19 protein-coding genes are annotated in these 20,704 nt (G+C 70.1%); 11 read left to right on the top strand and 8 right to left on the bottom strand.

What is annotated here, in order from left to right:
* The first annotated feature begins 28 nt into the window (after positions 1–28).
* From ACI2JZ_RS16060 to ACI2JZ_RS16050, 3 genes are all read left to right on the top strand, one after another.
* On the top strand, positions 29–862 hold the full coding sequence (locus ACI2JZ_RS16060; RefSeq protein ID WP_404598486.1) for a purine-nucleoside phosphorylase: 834 nt from the start codon (positions 29–31) through the stop codon (positions 860–862).
* Complete coding sequence (locus ACI2JZ_RS16055; RefSeq protein WP_404598485.1) at positions 859–2,529, top strand: phospho-sugar mutase; 1,671 nt, start codon at positions 859–861, stop codon at positions 2,527–2,529. Before ACI2JZ_RS16060 ends, ACI2JZ_RS16055 begins: the two co-directional genes overlap by 4 nt.
* Before the next feature lie 66 nt (positions 2,530–2,595).
* Entirely contained in the window at positions 2,596–2,859 is a 264-nt protein-coding gene (locus ACI2JZ_RS16050; RefSeq protein ID WP_247624818.1) for an HPr family phosphocarrier protein, read from the top strand.
* A gap of 38 nt (positions 2,860–2,897) precedes the next feature.
* On the opposite strand, the gene ACI2JZ_RS16045 is transcribed toward ACI2JZ_RS16050, so the two are convergent.
* Positions 2,898–4,817: a BglG family transcription antiterminator gene (locus ACI2JZ_RS16045; RefSeq protein ID WP_404598484.1), complete on the bottom strand. Its 1,920-nt coding sequence runs from the start codon at positions 4,815–4,817 to the stop codon at positions 2,898–2,900.
* A 171-nt stretch (positions 4,818–4,988) separates the two neighbouring features.
* Between ACI2JZ_RS16045 and ACI2JZ_RS16040 the strand changes: the two genes are divergently transcribed.
* The 8 genes from ACI2JZ_RS16040 (at position 4,989) to ACI2JZ_RS16005 (ending at position 12,611) form a co-directional block, all read left to right on the top strand.
* A complete protein-coding gene (locus tag ACI2JZ_RS16040; RefSeq protein WP_404598483.1) occupies positions 4,989–5,303 on the top strand; it encodes a PTS sugar transporter subunit IIB in 315 nt (104 codons plus the stop codon).
* Positions 5,300–5,575 (top strand): HPr family phosphocarrier protein, encoded by a 276-nt coding sequence (locus tag ACI2JZ_RS16035; RefSeq protein ID WP_247624821.1) that lies wholly within the window; start codon positions 5,300–5,302, stop codon positions 5,573–5,575. Before ACI2JZ_RS16040 ends, ACI2JZ_RS16035 begins: the two co-directional genes overlap by 4 nt.
* On the top strand, positions 5,575–7,260 hold the full coding sequence (gene ptsP, locus ACI2JZ_RS16030) for a phosphoenolpyruvate--protein phosphotransferase (protein ID WP_404598482.1): 1,686 nt from the start codon (positions 5,575–5,577) through the stop codon (positions 7,258–7,260). Before ACI2JZ_RS16035 ends, ptsP begins: the two co-directional genes overlap by 1 nt.
* Positions 7,257–8,786 carry a PTS mannitol transporter subunit IICB gene (locus tag ACI2JZ_RS16025; RefSeq protein ID WP_404598481.1) on the top strand — a complete coding sequence of 510 codons (1,530 nt, stop codon included), beginning with the start codon at positions 7,257–7,259 and terminating at the stop codon, positions 8,784–8,786. Before ptsP ends, ACI2JZ_RS16025 begins: the two co-directional genes overlap by 4 nt.
* 63 nt (positions 8,787–8,849) lie before the next feature.
* A complete protein-coding gene (locus ACI2JZ_RS16020) occupies positions 8,850–9,284 on the top strand; it encodes a PTS sugar transporter subunit IIA (RefSeq protein WP_247624824.1) in 435 nt (144 codons plus the stop codon).
* Positions 9,281–10,438: a mannitol-1-phosphate 5-dehydrogenase gene (locus ACI2JZ_RS16015; protein ID WP_404598478.1), complete on the top strand. Its 1,158-nt coding sequence runs from the start codon at positions 9,281–9,283 to the stop codon at positions 10,436–10,438. The genes ACI2JZ_RS16020 and ACI2JZ_RS16015 overlap by 4 nt, the downstream gene beginning before the upstream one ends.
* An 81-nt stretch (positions 10,439–10,519) precedes the next feature.
* Positions 10,520–11,815 (top strand): flavin-containing monooxygenase, encoded by a 1,296-nt coding sequence (locus ACI2JZ_RS16010; RefSeq protein WP_404598476.1) that lies wholly within the window; start codon positions 10,520–10,522, stop codon positions 11,813–11,815.
* A 73-nt stretch (positions 11,816–11,888) separates the two neighbouring features.
* Positions 11,889–12,611, top strand: a complete 723-nt coding sequence (locus tag ACI2JZ_RS16005; protein ID WP_404598585.1) for an alpha/beta hydrolase — start codon at positions 11,889–11,891, stop codon at positions 12,609–12,611.
* Positions 12,612–12,620: 9 nt separating this feature from the next.
* On the opposite strand, the gene ACI2JZ_RS16000 is transcribed toward ACI2JZ_RS16005, so the two are convergent.
* The 7 genes from ACI2JZ_RS16000 to ACI2JZ_RS15970 all read right to left on the bottom strand — a co-directional run bounded on the left by ACI2JZ_RS16000 (position 12,621) and on the right by ACI2JZ_RS15970 (position 20,676).
* The gene (locus tag ACI2JZ_RS16000) at positions 12,621–13,739 is read right to left on the bottom strand and encodes a polysaccharide deacetylase family protein (RefSeq protein ID WP_404598475.1); all 1,119 of its coding nucleotides are present in this window, start codon (positions 13,737–13,739) and stop codon (positions 12,621–12,623) included.
* Positions 13,740–13,741: 2 nt separating this feature from the next.
* Positions 13,742–14,857 (bottom strand): adenosine deaminase, encoded by a 1,116-nt coding sequence (locus tag ACI2JZ_RS15995; RefSeq protein WP_247624829.1) that lies wholly within the window; start codon positions 14,855–14,857, stop codon positions 13,742–13,744.
* Between the two features lie 67 nt (positions 14,858–14,924).
* A complete protein-coding gene (locus ACI2JZ_RS15990) occupies positions 14,925–16,220 on the bottom strand; it encodes a thymidine phosphorylase (protein WP_404598473.1) in 1,296 nt (431 codons plus the stop codon).
* Positions 16,217–16,615 carry a cytidine deaminase gene (locus ACI2JZ_RS15985; protein ID WP_247624831.1) on the bottom strand — a complete coding sequence of 133 codons (399 nt, stop codon included), beginning with the start codon at positions 16,613–16,615 and terminating at the stop codon, positions 16,217–16,219. The genes ACI2JZ_RS15990 and ACI2JZ_RS15985 overlap by 4 nt, the downstream gene beginning before the upstream one ends.
* Positions 16,616–16,622: 7 nt before the next feature.
* A complete protein-coding gene (locus ACI2JZ_RS15980) occupies positions 16,623–17,903 on the bottom strand; it encodes an ABC transporter permease (protein ID WP_247956569.1) in 1,281 nt (426 codons plus the stop codon).
* Complete coding sequence (locus ACI2JZ_RS15975; protein ID WP_404598470.1) at positions 17,900–19,171, bottom strand: ABC transporter permease; 1,272 nt, start codon at positions 19,169–19,171, stop codon at positions 17,900–17,902. The genes ACI2JZ_RS15980 and ACI2JZ_RS15975 overlap by 4 nt, the downstream gene beginning before the upstream one ends.
* Positions 19,168–20,676 (bottom strand): ABC transporter ATP-binding protein, encoded by a 1,509-nt coding sequence (locus tag ACI2JZ_RS15970; protein ID WP_247956571.1) that lies wholly within the window; start codon positions 20,674–20,676, stop codon positions 19,168–19,170. Before ACI2JZ_RS15970 ends, ACI2JZ_RS15975 begins: the two co-directional genes overlap by 4 nt.
* Between the last annotated feature and the right edge of the window lie 28 nt (positions 20,677–20,704).

Below are 20,704 nucleotides of genomic sequence, written 5' to 3'. Positions count from 1 at the left end.
GAGCCGTCACCTTCCTAGAGTGGAGCCTATGTCCGAGACTCACAGCAACCCCCTGGACGACCCGAACGCCAACCCGTTCGAGGTCGCCGCCACCGCCGCCGCCGACATCGCCCGGCTGACCGGCGTCGAGAAGCACGACATCGCGCTCACGCTCGGCAGCGGTTGGGGCAAGGCCGCCGACATCATCGGCGAGACCGTCGCGACCATCCCCGCGACCGAGGTGACCGGCTTCTCGAAGCCCGCGCTCGAAGGCCACGTCGGCACCCTGCGCAGCATCCGCACCCCCGACGGCAAGAACGTCCTCGTCATCGGCGCGCGCACCCACTACTACGAGGACCACGGCGTCCGTCGTGTCGTGCACAGCGTGCGCACGGCGGCGGCGACCGGCGCCAAGATCATGGTGCTCACGAACGGCGCCGGCGGCATCCGCGAGACCTGGACGCCCGGCCAGCCGGTGCTCATCAGCGACCACATCAACCTCACCGCCGACTCCCCGCTCGAGGGCGCCACCTTCATCGACCTCACCGATCTGTACGCGAAGCGCCTGCGCGACATCGCCCGCAGCGTCGACCCGAGCCTCGACGAGGGCGTCTACACGCAGTTCCGCGGCCCGCACTACGAGACGCCGGCCGAGGTGCAGATGGCGAAGGTCATCGGCGGGAACATCGTCGGCATGTCGACCGCTCTCGAGGCGATCGCCGCCCGCGAGGCGGGCATGGAGGTGCTCGGATTCTCGCTGATCACGAACCTCGCCGCCGGCATCCAGAAGACGCCCCTCAGCCACGCCGAGGTGATCGAGGCCGGCCGCGAGGCGGAGCCGGTGATCTCGGCCCTCCTCGCCCGAGTGGTCGAGGCGCTGTGAGCGAGGAGCGGCTCGCCCAGGCACGCGCCTGGATGCGCCAGGACCCCGACCACGAGACCCGCGACCAGCTCGCCGGGATCATCACGCGCGCGGCGAGCGGCGAGGAGGCCGCGCTGGCCGACCTCGACGACCGCTTCGGCGCCCGCCTGGCCTTCGGGACGGCGGGTCTGCGCGGCGAGCTCGGGGCCGGGAGCAACCGCATGAACCGGGTGCTCGTGGCGCAGGCCGCCGCGGGCTTCGCGGCGTATCTGCGCGAGCGCTCGGGAGGCGCGACGCCGACCGTGGTGATCGGCTACGACGGACGCCGCAACTCGCGGGTGTTCGCCACGGACTCCGCCGAGATCTTCGCCGGCGCGGGGCTGCGTGCCGTGCTGCTCCCCCGTCTACTGCCCACACCGGTGCTCGCATTCGCGGTGCGCCACCTCGGTGCGGATGCCGGGGTCATGGTGACCGCGAGCCACAACCCGCCGAACGACAACGGCTACAAGGTCTACCTCGGCGGCGCCGACGAGGGCTCGCAGATCGTCGCCCCGGCGGACGCCGAGATCGCGGCATCCATCCAGCTCATCGCGGATGCCGGCAGCATCGCCGCTCTCCCCCGCTCGACCTCCTACGAGGTCGCGGGCGAAGACGTCGTCGATGCGTACGTGGCCGCCACCGCCGCGGTCGCCCCCGCTCCCGCGAGCGCATCGAGCATGCGCTGGGTGTACACGGCGATGCACGGCGTCGGGTGGGAGACCTTCGCGCGCATCGTGACCGCCGCGGGGTACCCGCGGCCCGCCGTCGTCGGCGAACAGCTCGCGCCGGACGCGACCTTCCGCACGGTCTCCTTCCCGAATCCGGAGGAGCCGGGAGCGATGGACCTCGCGTTCGCGCGTGCCCGTCGTACGAACGCGGACTTCATCCTCGCCAACGACCCGGACGCCGACCGCCTCGCCGTCGCCATCCCCGACGACTCTGCCCCCGAGGGCTGGCGTCGCCTGACCGGCAACGAGGTCGGCCTGCTCCTGGGCGCCCGCGCCGCGCGCGCCGCCGCCGGTACGCCCGGCGCAGCGCTCGCGTGCTCACTGGTGTCGTCGCCGGGCCTCGGCGCGATCGCCGCGCACCACGGCCTCGACTTCCACGAGACGCTCACGGGGTTCAAATGGATCTCCCGTGCGCCCGGCATCGTCTTCGGTTTCGAGGAGGCCCTCGGCTATCTCGTGAACCCCGAGACGGTGCGCGACAAGGACGGCATCTCCGCAGCCGTCGCGATCCTCGGCCTCGCCGCCGAGGCCCGCGACCGCGGCGCATCGATCGCGGATCTGCTCGCGGAACTCGGCGACACCTACGGGCATTTCTCGAGCGGTCAGGTCTCGATCCGCGTCGACGATCTCTCGATCATCGGGCGCGTCATGCTGGCCCTGCGCACGCTGCCCCCGGTCCAGATCGCCGGCCGCCCGGTCGCCTCGGCCGAGGATCTTCTGCACGCAGCCGCGGGACAGCCCTCGGGCGATGTGCTGCGCTACCGGCTCGACGACGGCTCACGGGTGATCGTGCGCCCGAGCGGTACCGAGCCCAAGCTCAAGGTGTACATCGACGCCGCGGGTGCCTCGGCCGACGAAGCCCGCGCAGCGGTCGCCGAGATCGAGACCGGTGTGCGGGAACTCCTCGACGAGCGCTCCTGATCCCTCACGACGGCGCGTGGCCCCTCGGGGCCGCGCGCCGTCGGCATACCCGGATACGATCGGATCATGCCGACCCGCCACGTCATCGTCAGCGCGCACAACGGAGTGCATGCCCGACCCGTCGCCGAGATCGTCCGTCTCGTGCAGGCGCACGGGGCACCGGTCACCCTGCGCACCTCGGACGGGACGACCGTCGATCTGCGCAGCGTGCTGGCGGTGATGGACCTCGCGCTCGGCACGGGCGATGCCGTGGAGCTGCAGACCGCGGCGGGCCCGGGTGCCGATGAGCTGCTCGACGAGCTGGCGGCCGTCCTCGCGCCGGCGAGCTGACCCCGCTCCGCTGTCTGCGGTGATGACGGCGAGAACGCTCAGCCGTCGATGACGGCGACGAGCTCGTCGAGGAAGGCCTCGAAAGTCGTTCCCCGGCGCACGATCCGCTGCACGCTCTCGCGCTCGCTGAAGACCTCTACGAGCTGCTCGAACACGGTCTGGAACGCCGCGCGATCGCCCTCGCTGAAGGCGGCGAGCGCGACCACCTGCACCCGACCGTCCGCCCACGCGGCCGATCCGTCGGCCACCCCGATCGCGATGGCCGTGCGCGTCGCGGTCATCTGCAGCGCGTGCGGCACGGCGAGCGCATCGGTGAACGCGGTCGACGACATCCGCTCGCGCACGATGGTGTTCTCGACGTAGTCCTCCCCGATGACGCCGGTGTCCACGAGCAGTCCTCCGAGGCGTCGGATGATCGCCTCCTCGCCCTCGTCGGGCAGCGGGTGCACGAAGGCATCGGCGTCGAAGTACTGGGCGAGCTCCTCGCGCAGGTGCGTGAGCCGGCGACCGCGGCGGATGCGACCGGCGGCCTGCTGCACGCGCTCGACGTCGGAGTCGGTGAAGAACGGATGGATGCGCACGAAGCGGTCGCCGGTGAGGGCGGGCTCGATCGTGCTGAGCACGAGGTCGGTGTCGAACGACGACCAGTCCGGGTCGACGCTGGTCACCACGCTCGTCACCTCGATCGCCGAACCGAGTGAGCGGTCGACGCTCGATCGCAGCAGCTCGTGCAGCTCGTAATACCCCGGGCAGACGATGGTGGCGGTGAGGATCGTCGCAGCCTTGCGGCTGCGTTCGAGCCGTCCGCCGACGTGCATGGCGATGTAGGCGATCTCGTCGTCGTGGATCGGGGTGCCGAGGCGGTCGTGCAACCCCGAGGCGATCGACACCGCGACCTCGAAGATCATGGGGTACGAAGTCTTCAACGAGCGCGTGAGCGGGTTGCGGGCGAAGGCCTGGCCCTGCGCACGCCGGAGCAGGTTCTGCACGTGCAGCGAGAGGCGGAGCACGAACGAGTCCTCGACGAGGTCGACGTCGTACTCGGCCGCAGCCCGGGCGAGCTCGGCGCGCACCGCGTCTTCGACCCCGACCTCCACGCCGCTGCGGGCGACCTCCCGCGTCGCCTCCTCGCCGGGAGCGACGACCCGGGTGAGCACGAGCGAGGCGAGGTGCCGGCTGTCGCCTTCCCCCAGCTCGACGCCGAAGTGCTCGGTCGCCAGGCGTGAGATCGTCTCCCCCACCCGCGGGATCTCGTCGTGCGCTCCGGTCGGGACGCCCGCGATCGCGTAGCCCGCGGCGACGCGGTCCGTCGCGATCGCGATGTGCAGGAGCACGTCCGAGATCGCGAGCTCGTTGACGAAGTAGCCGAGCGTTCCGAGTTCGCGCACGAGCGCCGACTTGAACGGGCCGACCGCCTCGGCCGACATGCCCGTGCCGGCGAGCGCACGACGGAACGTCTCGGGGTGGAACGACGCGGCATCCATCTCGTCGTGGGCGAGGCGCGAGATCAGCCGGCGCTGCTCCTCCTCGGTGCCCTGCAGGCGCACGATCTCGCGATCGCGCTCGAGCACGAGGTCCGTGCCGTCGAGGAGGCTGCGGACACGGGCGAGATCGGACTCGAGGGTCGCCTCGCTGACGTGCATCCGCTCGGCGGTCGCGTAGATGTCGATGCCGTCGGGCTCGTCGAGGAGCATCCGCACCACGGCGTGCAGGCGATCGCGTGGAGCGGACTCGCCACCCGACCGCGCGCGCAGCGCATCGCGCGCGGCGGGGCCCGCACGATAGCCCGCGGGACCGGACTCCACGGCGTCGCCGCCGACGCGGGCGTTGAGGGCGGCGACGTACGAGCGGATGCTGCGGGGCGTCACCCCGACCAGATCGGCGAGGCTGGCAGCGGTCGCCCACGATCCCCGACGCAGCAGAACGGTGAGGATCTGGTCCTGGCGCTGGCGCGACATGATCCTCCCTCTGCTCGTCGTACGTGCGCGACTTCTCTGTGCGCCGCCCTCCCATGATGTCAGGCCGCGGCCGGAGCGGGGGCCGGAAGCGGGGTTCCGCAGGGGCGGAAAGGATCCTGTTGGCACGCCACCCCCGGTCTTTCACAGACTGTTCTCAGGAAGGTGGAATCGATGAGGATCCTCATTGTGTGCGGCGCGGGTGCGTCGAGCACGTTCGTCGCACAGAGACTGCGGCGCGCCGCATCCGACGCGGGTCTCGAATGGGATGCCGTCGCCGGAGTGGAGTCCGCCGTCTTCCCCGGCGCACAGGATGCGCTCCTCGTCGGCCCGCACCTCGCGGACCGGGTGGACGCCCTGCGCGCGAGCGCCGGGGTTCCCGTCGCCCTCCTGCCCGCCGACATCTTCGCCGACCGCGACGGGGAACGGACGCTCGCCCTGGTGCGCGCGCTGCTCGCCGCGGAGACCACCCCGAAAGGAACACCATGACCGTTTCACGCACCGTTCGGATCGGCTCCTCCCACGGGCTGCACGCGCGCCCCGCGAAGCTCTTCGCGCAGGCCGCCAAGGAGGCGGGCATCCCCGTCACGATCGCCAAGGACTCCGGCAAGGCCGTCAACGCGGCCAGCATCCTCGGGGTCATCGCCCTCGCGATCGAGCACGGCGACTACGTCACCCTCACGGCCGACGGCGACAGCGCGGAGGGCGTGCTCGACACGCTCACCGAACTGCTGACCACCGACCACGACCAGGAATCCTGATGAGCGAGCTGCGCGGAGTCGGCATCGGGCTCGGCGTCGCGCAGGGCCCGGTCGTGCGCATGACCGAGGCGCTGCCCGCGCCCGACCAGACGCCCAGCACCGTCGGCGCCGAGGCGGAGCGGGCGCGCGTGCGCGAGGCCGTGACGGTCGTCGCCCAGGAGCTCACCGCCCGCGGCGAGGCGGCCGGCGGGTCGGCCCAGGAGGTGCTCGAAGCCCAGGCGATGATCGCCGAGGACCCGACGCTCCAGGACGAGGTCGACGAGCGCATCGACGCCGGCTCCACCGCCGAGTGGGCCGTGCACGACGCCTTCGCGGGATTCAAGGCCACGCTCGAGGCCGTCGGCGGCTATCTCGGCGAACGCGCCGCCGACCTCGACGACATCGCCCAGCGGGTGCTCGCCCGCCTGCGCGGCGTCGAGGCGCCCGGCGTGCCGAACCCGGGGCATCCGTTCGTCCTGGTGGCGCGCGATCTCGCGCCCGCCGACACCGCCCTGCTCGATCTGGACCAGGTGCTCGCGCTCATCACGAGCGATGGCGGCCCCACCTCGCACACCGCGATCCTCGCGCGTGAGAAGGGCATCGTCGCGATCGTCGGAGCGACCGAGGCAGCGGCTCTCGCGACCGGCACGACGGTCATCGTCGACGCCGCGGCGGGCATCGTCACCGCCGATCCCGCACAGGACGCCCTCGACCGCGCCGCCCAGCGCGCCGCGGAGCGCGCCTCCGCCGACGCCGCACCCGCGACGCCGGGGGCGCTGGCCGACGGCACCGCGATCCCGCTGCTGGCGAACCTCGGCAAGCCCGCGGATGCCGCGGACGCCGTCGAGCGCGGCGCCGAGGGCGTGGGGCTCTTCCGCACCGAGTTCCTGTTCCTCTCGGCCACGCAGGCGCCCACGATCGCGCAGCAGCGCGAGTCGTACCGCGAGCTGCTCGCCGCCTTCCCGGGCAAGAAGGTCGTCGTGCGCATGCTCGACGCGGGCGCAGACAAGCCCCTCGCCTTCCTCAACGATGCCCACGAGGAGAACCCTGCACTCGGGCTCCGGGGCCTGCGTTCGCTGCGCGCGAGCGAGGACATCCTGCGCGAGCAGCTCACGGCCCTCGCCGAGGCGGATGCCGCCACCTCCGCCGACCTGTGGGTCATGGCGCCGATGGTCACGACCGTCGAGGAGACCGCGTACTTCACCGGCCTCGCCCGCGAATACGGGCTGAAGACCGCCGGCGTCATGGTCGAGGTGCCGGCGAGCGCGCTGCTCGCCGACCGGGTGCTCGCGCACGCGGACTTCGCCTCGATCGGCACCAACGACCTGACGCAGTACACGATGGCGGCCGATCGCCTGCTCGGATCGGTCGCGAGCTTCCAGGACCCGTGGCACCCCGCTGTCCTGCGCCTCGTGCGCGAGGTCGGGGCCGCAGGTTCTCGCCTGGGCAAGCCCGTCGGCATCTGCGGTGAGGCCGCCGCCGATCCCCTCCTCGCCGTCGTACTCGTGGGCCTCGGCGCCACGAGCCTCTCGATGGCTCCCGCAGCGCTGGCGGACGTCCGCCACGCGCTCTCCGAACGCACGCTCGACGAGGCCCGTAACCTCGCCGAGCTCGCACTGGCGGCGGACGACGCCGCCGGTGCACGCCTGGCCGTGGTGGAAGCATCCACGGCCCTCCCTCCTCACCAGAAAGAGACGACATCATGACGACGACGTCACCAGCCCCCGCGAAGGCGAACGGGCTCCGAACGGGCGTGCAGCGTTTCGGCACGTTCCTCTCCGGCATGATCATGCCCAACATCCCCGCCCTCATCGCGTGGGGCATCATTACCGCTTTCTTCATCCCCAAGGGGTGGACGCCGAACGCACAACTCGAGACGCTGGTCGGCCCGATCATCCACTACCTGCTGCCGATCGTGATCGCATACACCGGCGGATTCCTGATCTACAAGATGCGGGGTGGAATCGTCGCGGCGATCGCCGTGATGGGTCCGATCGCCGGCTCGGACTACCTCATCGCCCAGGTGAACGCCAATCTGCCCGCCGACAACCAGCTCGGCCAGATCCACATGTTCATCGGCGCGATGATCATGGCTCCTCTGGCCGCCTACACGATGAAGTGGCTCGATTCCCTCTGGGACGGCAAGATCAAGCCCGGCTTCGAGATGCTCGTGAACATGTTCTCGGCCGGAATCTGGGGCTTCGTGCTCGTCATCATCGGCTTCTATCCGATCGCGTGGCTCGTCAATGGCCTCATGAACGTCCTCTCGGCGGCGGTCAACTGGCTCGTCGAGACGAACCTGCTCCCGCTCACGAGCATCCTGATCGAGCCGGCGAAGGTCTTCTTCCTCAACAACGCCATCAACCACGGCGTCCTCACGCCGCTCGGAACGCAGCAAGCGGCGGAAAGCGGCAAGTCGATCCTCTTCCTGCTCGAGGCGAACCCCGGCCCCGGTGTCGGCCTTCTCCTCGCCTTCACGTTCTTCGGTATCGGCGCTGCGCGCGCATCGGCACCGGGAGCGGCCGTCATCCAGTTCGTCGGTGGCATCCACGAGGTCTACTTCCCGTTCGCGCTCATGAAGCCTGTCCTGATCGTCGCCCTCATCGCCGGTGGCATGACCGGCGTCACCACGAACATGCTCTTCAACACGGGTCTCGTCGCGCCGGCAGCGCCGGGAAGCATCATCGCGGTACTCGGTCAGACCTATCGAACCGACTACCTGGGTGTCATCCTCTCGGTCATCCTCTCGGCAGCGGTGACGTTCATCATCTCGGCACTCATCCTGCGCGCAAGCCGCAAGAAGGACCTCGCGAAGGAAGACGCCTTCGCCGCCGCCGTCGCCCAGACCGAGGCGAACAAGGGCAAGTCCTCCGACGCGCTCTCCGGCCTCGCCGCACAGGCTGCGGCCGGTGCCGCTCCCGTCGCGACCGATCGCCGCATCGAGAACGTCGTGTTCGCGTGCGACGCCGGTATGGGCTCCTCCGCCATGGGCGCGAGCGTCCTGCGCAACAAGTTCAAGAAGGCGGGCGTCGAGGGCGTCACGGTCACCAATCAGGCGATCGCGAACCTCGACGGAACGGCCGATCTCGTGATCACGCAGCAGCAGCTGACCGATCGCGCGAGGGCCCAGTCGCCGAACTCCCTGCACGTATCGGTCGACAACTTCATGAATTCCCCGAAGTATGAAGAGGTCGTCGAGATGGTGCGCGCCCAGCGCGACACCGACGCGTGACACACCCCGGTGGGCGGATGCTGCGGCATCCGCCCACCGGACCATTCTCAGAAAGGAATCATCATGAGCGTTCTCACCCTCGACCAGATCCGGATCCACCCGGGATCGGCGACGCAGGAGGAGGCCCTGCAGGAGGCGACCGACATCCTGGTCTCGGTGGGCGCCGTGACCCCGGCCTACGTCGACGCGATGCGTCAGCGCGAGGAGACGGTCTCGACCTTCATGGGCAACGGTCTCGCGATCCCGCACGGCACCAACGAGACCAAGGACGCGATCCTCGCCTCGGCCCTCTCCGTCGTGCGCTACGACGGCGGCGTGGACTGGGCGGGCGAGCCGGCGACGTTCGTGATCGGCATCGCCGGACGCGGGGACGAGCACCTCGAGATCCTCTCGCAGATCGCGATCCTGTTCTCCGACGAGGACGACGTCGCGAAGCTGACGGCGGCGCAGACCCCCGACGAGCTCTTCGCCCTGCTCTCGGCGGTGAACGAGGGATGAAGGCCGTCCAGTTCGGCGCCGGCAACATCGGCCGCGGGTTCGTGGGCCTCCTGCTCCACGAGGGCGGCTACGAGGTCGTCTTCTCCGATGTGGCGGATGCGCTCGTCGATGCGATCAACGCCGTCGACGCGTACACGGTGCACGAGGTCGGGCCGGGGGGCGTCGACCGCACCGTGACCGGGTTCCGGGCCGTCAACAGCAAGACCGATCCGGATGCCGCGGCCGACGAGGTCGCCACGGCCGACGTCGTGACCTGCGCGGTCGGCCCGACCGTCCTGCGTTTCATCGCGCCGACGATCGTCGCGGGTCTCACCCGCCGCTCCCCCGACGCCGCGCCGCTGGTGATCATGGCGTGCGAGAACGCGATCGGCGCGACCGATCTGCTCCGCGCCGAGATCGAGAGCGCCGCGGGCGCCGACGCGCGCGAGCTGCTCGCGAAGGCCGTGTTCGCGAACACCGCCGTCGACCGCATCGTGCCGGCCCAGCCCGAGGGTGCGGGAGTCGACGTCACGGTCGAGCCGTACTTCGAGTGGACGATCGAGCAGGGCCCGTTCGGCGGCTCGCTGCCGAGCATCCCCGGCGCGCACTTCGTCGACGACCTCGCCCCGTACATCGAGCGCAAGCTGTTCACCGTCAACACCGGTCACGCGGCCACCGCGTACTTCGGCGCCCGCGCCGGCATCGACCGGATCTCCGACGCCCTCGCCGATCCGCAGATCGCCGCGGCGGTCGGCGCGGCCCTCGAGGAGACCTCGGCGGTGCTCGCCGCGACCCACGGGCTCGACCCGGCCGATCTGGCCGAGTACCGCGCGACCATCCTCGAGCGCTTCCGCAATCCGGCGCTCGTCGACACCGTGCAGCGCGTCGGACGCCAGCCGCTGCGCAAGATCTCGCGGCACGAGCGGTTCATCGGACCGGCCGCCGCCGCCGCCGAGCACGGCCTGTCGACGGACGCGCTCGTGGCGGCCATCGCCGCGACCCTCGAGTTCGAGGATGCCGACGACACCCAGGCGGTCGAGCTGCGCCAGCTGCTCGGCACGCTGGACGCGCAGACGTTCACGACGCGCACGACGGGGCTGGAGCCGCAGCATCCGCTCTTCGTCGCCGTCGAGGCGGTCGTGGCCGCCCGACAGGACGCTCTCCGCGCCGCCTGATCCATCGATCGCGGACGCCCCCGCACCCCGATACGATCGGGGTGCGGGGGCGTTTTCGGTACACGGACGTGCGGGGGCAACATGGACACCTATGCCGTGATCGGCGCGGGACCGTCGGGCCTGGCCGCCGTCCGCGCTCTGCGGAAGCGCGGCATCCCCGTCGTTGGCTACGAGGCCTCGCACGGCGTCGGCGGCCTCTGGGACATCTCCAATCCGCGCAGCACGATGTACGAGTCGGCGCACCTCATCTCGTCGCGCACGACGACCGAGTTCCGCGAGTTCCCGATGCGATCGACGGTCGACTATCCGGGGCACGCGGCGCTGCTCGAGTACTTCCGGGAGTACGCCGATCACTTCGGTCTGACCGAGCTCTTCCGCTTCGACACGCGCGTCACCCGGCTCGACCCCCGCGACGACGGCGGTTGGGACCTGACGAGCGTCGGCCCGGACGGCGAGCACACGCACCGATACGCCGGCGTCGTGCTCGCGAACGGCACGCTCGCCGAGCCGAACGTCCCCACCTTCCCGGGCGACTTCACCGGCGAGGTGCTGCACACGAGCGCCTACTCCTCCCCCGCGCAGCTCGCGGGACGCCGGGTGCTCATCATCGGCGCCGGCAATTCGGGCTGCGACATCGCAGTGGATGCCGTGCACCACGCCGACGCGATCGACATGAGCGTGCGTCGCGGCTACTACTTCGTTCCGCGCTACCTCTTCGGTCGCCCGAGCGACACCCTGAACCAGGGCCGTCCGCTGCCCGCCCGGCTCAAGCAGGCCCTCGACTCCCGCGTGCTGCGCGCCTTCACCGGCGACCCCGTGCGGTTCGGCTTCCCGAAGCCCGACTACCGCATCTACGAGTCGCACCCGATCGTGAACACCATGGTGCTCAATCACCTCGGCCAGGGCGATCTGCGCGTCCGGCCCGACGTCGACCGCTTCGACGGCTCGACCGTGCACTTCCGCGACGGATCGTCCGGCGAGTACGACCTGGTGCTCCTCGCGACCGGCTACCGACTCGATTATCCGTTCGTCGACCCCGCGCACCTGAACTGGCGCGGCGCCTCCCCCCGGCTCTTCCTGCACGTGTTCCCGCCGTCGTTCAACGGGCTGTTCGTGATGGGCATGATCGAGGCATCCGGGATCGGCTGGCAGGGCCGCTACGAGCAGGCGGAGCTCCTCGCCACGTATCTCGACACGGCGGAGCGGGACCCGGCCCGCGCGGCGCGGTTCCGCGCGAGGGTGACCGATTCCGCCTGGCCCGACCTCACCGGCGGGTATCACTACCTGGGCCTCGACCGCATGGCCTACTACGTCAACAAGGACGCCTACCGCGGCGCTGTCCGGCGGGAGCAGCAGGCTCTCGCGCAACCCGCGTGAGCGGTGCTCTCCCAGGCATCGCGCGTACCCTGGAGAGGTGCAGAAGAAGCGTGGCCGGCGCGTCCTGAAGTGGATGCTGTGGAGCATCCTGATCCTCGTCCTCCTCGGCGCCGGCGGCATCGTCGCCTGGAGCCAGATCGGTGTGATGGGGGCGGAGAAGGCCCCCCTCGCCGCCGTGCGCGAGAACCCCGCGATCACGGTCGACGACGCGGAGCAGGGCATCGTCCTGGCGCCCGCCGACGGGGATTCCGAGATCGGTCTCGTCTTCGTGCCCGGCGCGAAGGTCGACCCCTGGGCGTACGCCGCGATCCTGCAGGGCGTCGCCGAGGAGGGGGTCACGGTCGTGATCACGCGTCCCTGGCTGAACCTCGCCTTCTTCGACCCGCGCCCCCTCGACTCCTTCACCTCCGCCGCGCCCGACGTCGACGTGTGGGCCGTGGGCGGCCACTCCCTGGGCGGCGTGCGCGCCTGCCAGCTCGCGGCGGATGCCGATGCGCTCGTGCTCTTCGGCTCGTACTGCGCCAACGATCTGTCCGGCACCGATCTCGCGGTGCTCAGCCTCGCCGGCTCCGAGGACGGCCTCTCGACGCCGGCGAAGATCTCGGATGCGCGCGGCAACCTGCCCGCCGATGCCGACCTCGTCGAGATCGACGGCGCCTCGCACGCCTCGTTCGGGGACTACGGCCCGCAGGCCGGCGACGGCACGCCGTCGATCTCCGACGAAGAGATGCACGCCACGGTCACCGAACTCCTCGGTGCGTTCCTCTCCGAGGACGCGCTGGCCGCCGCGGGCTGAGCGCGGAGGTCAGCCGATCCGCGAGATCAGCGACTCGAGGCCCATGCCGTAGTCGATGCGCACGACCGGCAGCGCCAGCTTGTCGGTGCCGATCTCGACGTAACCCGGCTCGATGGTGCGGGCCATCTCGAAGCCGGCCTGGGTCACACCCTGCTTCGCCGTGTCGTTGTAGTGCCCGAACGGGTAGGCGATGACCTCGCGCACGCCCAGCACGTCGCCGGAGGTGTGGAGGTCGGCGGCGATCTCGTCGGCGGTCCAGTTCTCCATCCGGCCCCGACCGTTGGCACCGGCCTGATGCATGTCGTGCGTGTGCGAGCGGCGCAGCACGTACGGCGACGGCGGCGGGTCCTGCCGGTAGGCGGTGATCATGAACGATGTCGAGAGCAGCTTGTACTTGTCGATGACCGGCACGGCGAGGTCGAACCACGTCTGGTCGGCGTCGTCATCGGTGATGATGACGGAGCGCGCGGGTAGCGACAGCCGGCCGTCGATGAACGCGCTCAGCTCGTCCCACGTGGGCAGGTAGAACCCGGTCGTCGCGATGTGGTTCATCTGCGCGTCGAAGTCGCCGATGTAGGCGTAGTTGCCGCGCAGCCACCCGGACTCCCCCTCGGGGTTCGGGGTGAACTGGTGGTACATCAGGATCGGCACCTGCACATCGGCCGCCGCGTTCGCCTCGGGCGTCGTCCACGCGCCGAACAGCTCGACCTCGGCATTGGTGCAGACGACCGCGTCCGCACCGTTGACGCGCGCCGCGACGTTCTGGGCCGCCGCATCGTCGGCCGTGGCGTACCACCCGGCGAACACGCGACCGTCCTGCGCCGGGATCGGCAGGTACTGGTAGAGCGCGCCCTGCGACTGCACCTGCATGTCGAGCGCGATGCCCTCGCCCGTGAACGACACGGCGCACCCGTTCGGATCACCGGAGTCGGCGACGAGCTGCTGCGCCGCGGTCAGCGGGCGCTCGATCGGCGTCGCCTCGACGCGCGGGACAGGCTCCGGCTCGCGATTCGTCCACGTGAAGGCGGCAGCGGCACCACCCGCCACGACCACCACAGCGACGACCGCGCCGATCCAGATCCCCCGGCGTCTGCGCCGTGCCCGCGAACGGCTCCCCCGAGTCGTCATGGTCAGGCGTCGAAGCCTTCGGCGATCATCTCCACGAGCTCTTCGCGCTCCTCGACCGGGAGGAACGTCGCGGCCGCGGCGTTGAACTGGAAGGTCTCGAGGTCGTCGAGGTCGTACTCGAACGCCTCGACGAGAAGGGCGAGCTCACGGGTGAGTGAGGTCGCGCTCATGGTGCGGTTGTCGACGTTCACGGTGACGGCGAAGCCGAGCTGGTAGAGCAGATCGAACGGGTGATCGGCGAGCTCCGAGCCCCAGGCGGCGACCGCCCCGGTCTGCAGGTTCGACGACGGCGACAGTTCGAGCGGGATCTCGCGGTCGCGCACCCAGCGCGCCACCTCGCCGAACTGCACCTGCACCTCATCGCCCTCGCGCGTGATGACCTCGAGGTCCTCGGCGATGCGCACGCCGTGCCCGAGCCTCAGGGCGCGTCCGTCGAGCAGGGCGGAGCGGATCGAGTCGAGTCCGGCCGCTTCGCCGGCGTGCACCGTCACGGGGAAGAAGTTGTCGGCGAGGTAGTCGAAGGCCTCGCGATAGTTCGACGACGGGAAGCCGTCCTCGGGGCCCGCGGTGTCGAAGCCCACGACGCCGCGGCCGCGGAAGTCGACCGCGAGTTCCGCGATCTCCCGGGCGCGATCGTGCTGGCGCATCGCCGACAGCAACTGGCCGACGCGGATGCTGTGCCCCGCGGCGTCCGCCGCGTCCTCGCCCTCCTCGATCCCCTGCTGCACGGCCTCGACGACCTGCTCGAGGCTGAGGCCGCCCGCCAGGTGCTGCTCGGGTGCCCAGCGCACCTCGCCGTAGATCACGCCGTCCTTCGCCAGGTCCTGCACGAACTCCCGGGCCACCCGGGTCAACGCCTCCGGGGTCTGCATGACCGCGATCGTGAGGTCGAACGTCTTCAGGTACTCGACCAGCGAGCCCGAATCGCTCTGCTTCGCGAACCAGCGCCCGAGCGAGCGTGCATCGCTCTGCGGCAGCTCGATGCCCGCGGCATCCGCCAGCTCGACGATTGTCGCCGGACGCAGCGCGCCGTCGAGATGGTCGTGCAGCGACACCTTCGGCAGACTCCGCAGGGAGATCCCCTGGATCTTGACGTCGCCGTTCGCATCGATCGCCATGGGGATCCTCCAGTCGCAGAAAAGTGTGGCGGTGGTGACCGCCGTGTTCAGGGTAGCGGGCCGGAGGTCAGGCCGTGATGCGTTCGCGCACGATCGGTCCGCGCGCAGGTGCATCCGCTCCGATCTCCCACGCTCCCTCGAGGGCCTCGATCGCGCGCGGGAAGCGCGCCTCGTCGGCCGCCGAGAGCGTGAACAGCGGCTGTCCGGCGACGACGCGGTCGCCCGGCTTCGCGTGCAGGTCGATCCCCGCCTCGAAGATCACGGGGTCCTCGGCGCGCGCACGGCCGGCGCCGAGACGCCAGGCCGCGATGCCGAACGGCAGGGCGTCCATGCGGCTGATGACGCCGTCGGCGGGCGCCGTGACGACGTGGGTCTCGCGGGCGACCGGAAGCGCGGCATCCGGGTCGCCGTCCTGCGCGCGGATCATCGCCTTCCACTGATCCATCGCGCGCCCGTCGTCGAGAGCCGCCTCCACATCGGCATCCGGCTGACCGGCCAGCGCGAGCATCTCGCGGGCGAGCGCGATCGTGAGCTCGCGGACGTCGGCGGGACCTGCGCCGGCCAGGATCTCGACCGACTCGCGCACCTCGTTGGCATTGCCGATCGCGAAGCCGAGGGGCACGTTCATGTCGGTGAGCAGGGCCGTCGTCGCGACGCCCGAATCGGTGCCGAGCGCGACCATCGTGCGAGCGAGCTCACGCGCACGATCGATGTCCTGCATGAAGGCGCCCGAGCCGAACTTGACGTCGAGCACGAGCGCGTCCGTGCCCTCCGCGATCTTCTTCGACATGATGCTCGACGCGATCAGCGGGATCGCCTCGACCGTGCCGGTCACGTCGCGCAGCGCGTAGAGCTTCTTGTCGGCGGGGGCGAGACCGGAACCCGCCGCGCAGATCACCGCACCCACGTCGCCCTGCATCTGGGCGAACATCTCCTCGTTGCTGAGCGCCGCGCGCCAGCCGGGGATCGACTCGAGCTTGTCGAGCGTGCCGCCCGTGTGGCCGAGGCCGCGGCCGCTGAGCTGCGGCACCGCCACCCCGAACGCCGCGACCAGCGGAGCGAGCGGCAGCGTGATCTTGTCGCCCACGCCGCCCGTGGAGTGCTTGTCGACCGTCTTCTTGCCGAGGGCGGCGAAGCTCATCCGCTCCCCCGACGCGATCATCGCGTCGGTGAGCACACGGATCTCGTCGCGCTCCATGCCGCGCTGGAAGATCGCCATCGCGAACGAGGCCATCTGCGCGTCCGAGACGTAGCCGCGCGTGTACGCGTCGACCATCCATCGCAGGGCGGGTTCCGGAACGGCTCCGCCATCGCGCTTCGCGCGGATGACGTCGACCGCGTCGTAGGGCTCCACCGTGCTCATCGTGCGTCCTCCAGGTCGCGGGGGCCGAACGCATCCGGCAGTACTTCGTCGATCGTGCGGATGCCGGAGACGGTTTCGAGCAGCATTCCGGGCATCGCGTGCTCGAACAGCAGCTGACGGCAGCGGCCGCACGGCATGATCGTCTGCCCGTCGTTGTTCACGCACACGAAGGCGACGAGCTGGCCGCCGCCGGACATGTGCAGATCGCCGACGAGAGCGCACTCGGCGCACAGGGTGACGCCGTACGACGCGTTCTCGACGTTGCAGCCGGCGACGATGCGCCCGTCTCCCACCAGTGCCGCAGCCCCCACGCGGTAGCGCGAGTAGGGGGCGTAGGCCTTCTCCATGGCGGACGTGGCGACCTGGCGCAGCTCGTCCCAGTCGATGTCTGTCATGTCTCTCCTAGGACTTGATGTACGGTTCGCCGTCAGCCGCGGGGGCCCGCGACTTCCCGACGAGGCCGGCGACCGCGAAGATCGTCACGACGTACGGCAGCATGAGCATGAACTGGCTCGGCACCGGGGATCCGATGACGCTGAGCACGCCCTGCAGGTTGGTGGCGAAGCCGAACAGCAGCGCCGCGAGTGTGGCCTTGATCGGGTCCCACTTACCGAAGATCACCGCGGCGAGGGCGATGAAGCCCGCGCCCGCCGTCATCTCCTGGTTGAAGCGCGGCACCGAGACGAGCGTGTAGAACGCGCCGCCCATGCCGGCGACGGCACCGGCGAGCAGGATCGCCCGGTAGCGGGTCGCCAGAACCTTGATGCCGACCGTGTCGGCCGCCTGCGGGTGCTCGCCGACCGCGCGCAGGCGCAGACCCCACCGGGTGCGGTACAGACCGAACCAGACGAGCGCGACCACGAAGAACATCAGGTAGACGATGAACGACTGGCGGAACAGGATCGGGCCGATGACCGGGATCTCGCTCAGCACGGGGATCGACACGGTGTCGAACGTGGCCGGGCTGTTGAGGGTCTCGGTGTTCGGGGCGAGCACCACGCGGAAGAGGAAGGTCGTCAGACCGATCACCAGCACGTTGAGCACGACACCGACGATGACCTGGTCGACGTAGTACGTGATCGTGAAGACGCCGAGCACGAGCGAGACGAGCATGCCCGCACCCATCGCGGCGACCAGACCCGCCCACGGCGAACCGGTGATCGACGAGGCGATCGCTGCCGAGAAGGCGCCCGCCAGCAGCTGCGCCTCGATCGCGATGTTCACGACACCGGCGCGCTCACCGATCACGCCGCCCAGGGCGCCGAAGATCAGGGGCGTGGCCAGGGCCAGCGCTCCCCCGAGCAGGCTGATCATCCGCAGCGTCTCACCGGCGGCGGCCCAGGCGAGGAAGCCCAGCAGGAGGGCTGCGACGTAGACGATCACCAACCAGAGCGGGATGCTGCGACGAGCGGATGCCCGCACGAACGCGAAGACGGTGACCGCGGCGAGCACCACGACGGCGACCCAGGCGGTCGCGTTCGCGGGCAGGATCACGTCCGGGATCGCGAAGAACGCGTCGGCCGAGGCCAGCCGGAAGGTCGTCTCCCCGTCGCGCGGGGCGAGCAACGGCAGGAGGGCGAACAGGACCGTGAAGATCCCGAAGATGATCGGCGCCTTCCACGAGGCGACGGCGACGGCGCGCGGCTCCTCGATCGCGACGGCGGCATTCGTGACGGCGCTCATGCCGACACCTCCTGCTTCTGCGACTTCTTGGCCGCTCGGGTCTTCTTGCGTGAGGGACGCCCGGGCTGCGGGAGACCGAACATCGCGCGCACCAGCGGGGGCGCGGCGATGAAGAGCACGATCAGCGACTGCACGACGAGCACGATCTCGATCGGGATGCCCTGCGAGGACTGCATCGTGAAACCACCGGTCTTGAACGCCCCGAAGAGGAGTCCGGCGCCGAGGATGCCGATCGGCGAGGAGCGCCCGAGCAGAGCGACCGTGATGGCGTCGAAGCCGATGCCCGCGTCGATCGAACCGCCGAAACCGCTGGTCTCGGTGCCGAGGATCTGGCTGATGCCGGCGATACCCACCAGCGCACCGGCGATCAGCATGACGACGAAGTACATCTTGCCGACGTCGATACCCGCGACCCGGGCCGCCGCGGGGTTCTCCCCCACCGCGCGGAAGCGGAAACCGAGCGACGAACGCTCGAGCAGCCACCACGTGAAGGCGACGGCGGCCAGAGCCACCAGGAAGCCCCAGTGCAGTTTGTAGGTGTCACCGAGCAGCAGCGGGAGCACGGCCGAGTCGGGCATCGGAGCCGTCTTCGGGTTGCTCGATCCCGGCGCCTGCAGGATGCCCTGCGTCGCCAGCATCCAGGCCAGCAGGTAGAAGGCGATGTGGTTGAGCATGATCGTCGTGATCACCTCGTGCGCGCCCGTGCGCGCCTTGAGGATCCCGGCGATACCGGCCCACAGGGCTGCGGCGACCATACCGGCGATGACGGCGGCGATCAGGTGCAGCGGGAACGGCATGTCGATCTGCGTCGCGACGTATCCGCCGGCCGCGGCCGCCATGAGCATCTGCCCCTGACCACCGATGTTGAACAGCCCGGCGCGGAACGCGAGGCCGACACCGAGTCCGGCCGCGATCAGCGGCGTCGCGAACTTGAGCGTCTCGGTCAGCGGACGGATGCCGGTGGCGAAGTCGTCGGCGTTGAAGTTGTAGATCGCGCCGCGGAACAGCGCGGCGTACGCACCGCTGACGGCCTGCCAGACGGCGGCGATCATGTCACCGGGACGGGCGAAGAAGTACCCCGCCGTCTCCTGCACCTCTTCGTTCGTCGCCGCGATCATGATCGAGCCGACGACGACCGCGATCAGGACGGCGAGCACCGAGATGATCGCGTTGCCCGAGACGATCTGCTGGAACGCGACGCGCCACCGCGAGGGGGCCACGACGGTCTCCGGCTCGGCGAGCGGTCCCTTGGTCTCTACGACGCTCATGCGCTCTCTCCGTTCATGCCCGCCATCATCAGACCGAGCTGATCGCGGGGGGTGTTGCCGGGCACGATGCCGACGACGCGGCCGCGGTACATCACGAGGATCCGGTCGGCGAGGGCGGCGACCTCGTCGAGCTCGGTCGAGATCACGATCACCGGAACACCGGCATCGCGCGTGTCGATGATGCGCTTGTGGATGAACTCGATCGATCCGACATCGACTCCACGGGTCGGCTGCGCGGCGACGAACAGCGCGAGGTCGCGGCTGAGCTCGCGGGCGAGGACGACCTTCTGCTGGTTACCGCCCGACAGACGGCCGGCGGCCTGCGCCGGTCCCTGCGTACGGATGTCGAACTCGGCGATCTTGGCGCGGGCGAATTCGTCGAGAGCGCCACGGCGCACCGTTCCGGCGGAGACGAACTCCCCGCCGAACGACCGGTCGAGCATGAGGTTCTCCGAGATCGAGAACTCCTTGACGAGACCGTCGACGCTGCGGTCCTCGGGCACGAAACCCACACCCGCGTCGAGGATCTGCCGCACGCTGCGTCCGACGAGCTCTTCGCCGTCGAGGCGGATGCTTCCGCGCACGTGGTCCTGCAGGCCGAGGATCGCCTCGGTGAGCTCGGTCTGACCGTTGCCCTGCACACCGGCGATCGCGAGGACCTCTCCCCCGTGCACCTCGAAGCTCGCGTCGTCGACGAGGACGATGCCGGAGCGGTCGGTGACGGTGAGGCCCTGCACGCTGAGACCGTTCTCGCGCAGCGTCGGGGCGTCCTTGTGGACGGTGAGCTCGACCGCGCGGCCGACCATGAGCGAGGCGAGTTCCTCGTTCGAGGCCGTGGGCGATGCCTCGCCGACGACCTTGCCGAGACGGATCACGGTGATGCGATCGGCGACCTCACGGACCTCGCGGAGCTTGTGGGTGATGAAGACGATCGAGGTGCCCTGCGACTTGAGCTGGCGCATCGTCGCCATCAGCTCGTCGGTCTCCTGCGGGGTGAGCACGGCGGTCGGCTCGTCGAACACGAGCACCTTCGCCTCGCGCGACAGCGCCTTGATGATCTCGACGCGCTGCTGCACGCCGACCGGGAGGTCTTCGACGAGCGCGTCGGGGTCGACGGCGAATCCGAAGCGGTCCGAGATCTCGCGCACCTTCGCGCGAGCGGCCGCGAGGTCGAGACGACCTCCGAATCGGGTCTGCTCATGGCCGAGCATGACGTTCTCGGCGACGGTGAAGACGGGGATCAGCATGAAGTGCTGGTGCACCATGCCGATGCCGGCCGCCATGGCGTCGCCGGGTCCGTCGAAGTGCTGGACGACGTCGTCCAGCAGGATGTCTCCCTCGTCGGCCTGGTAGAGGCCGTAGAGAACGTTCATCAGCGTCGACTTGCCGGCGCCGTTCTCTCCGAGAAGACAGTGGATCTCACCCTCTTCGACGGTGAGATCGATGTGGTCGTTGGCTGTCAGCGCCCCGAATCTCTTCGTGATGCCGCGCAGTTCAAGCTTCATGTGTTCGATCCTATTCAGCAGACCGGAG

This window comes from Microbacterium sp. NPDC087868 (genome assembly GCF_044900755.1).
Classification (GTDB): Bacteria; Actinomycetota; Actinomycetes; order Actinomycetales; family Microbacteriaceae; genus Microbacterium; species Microbacterium galbinum.
Note: the sequence above shows the minus strand (reverse complement) of the source record. Positions and strands in the feature narration are given on the sequence as shown.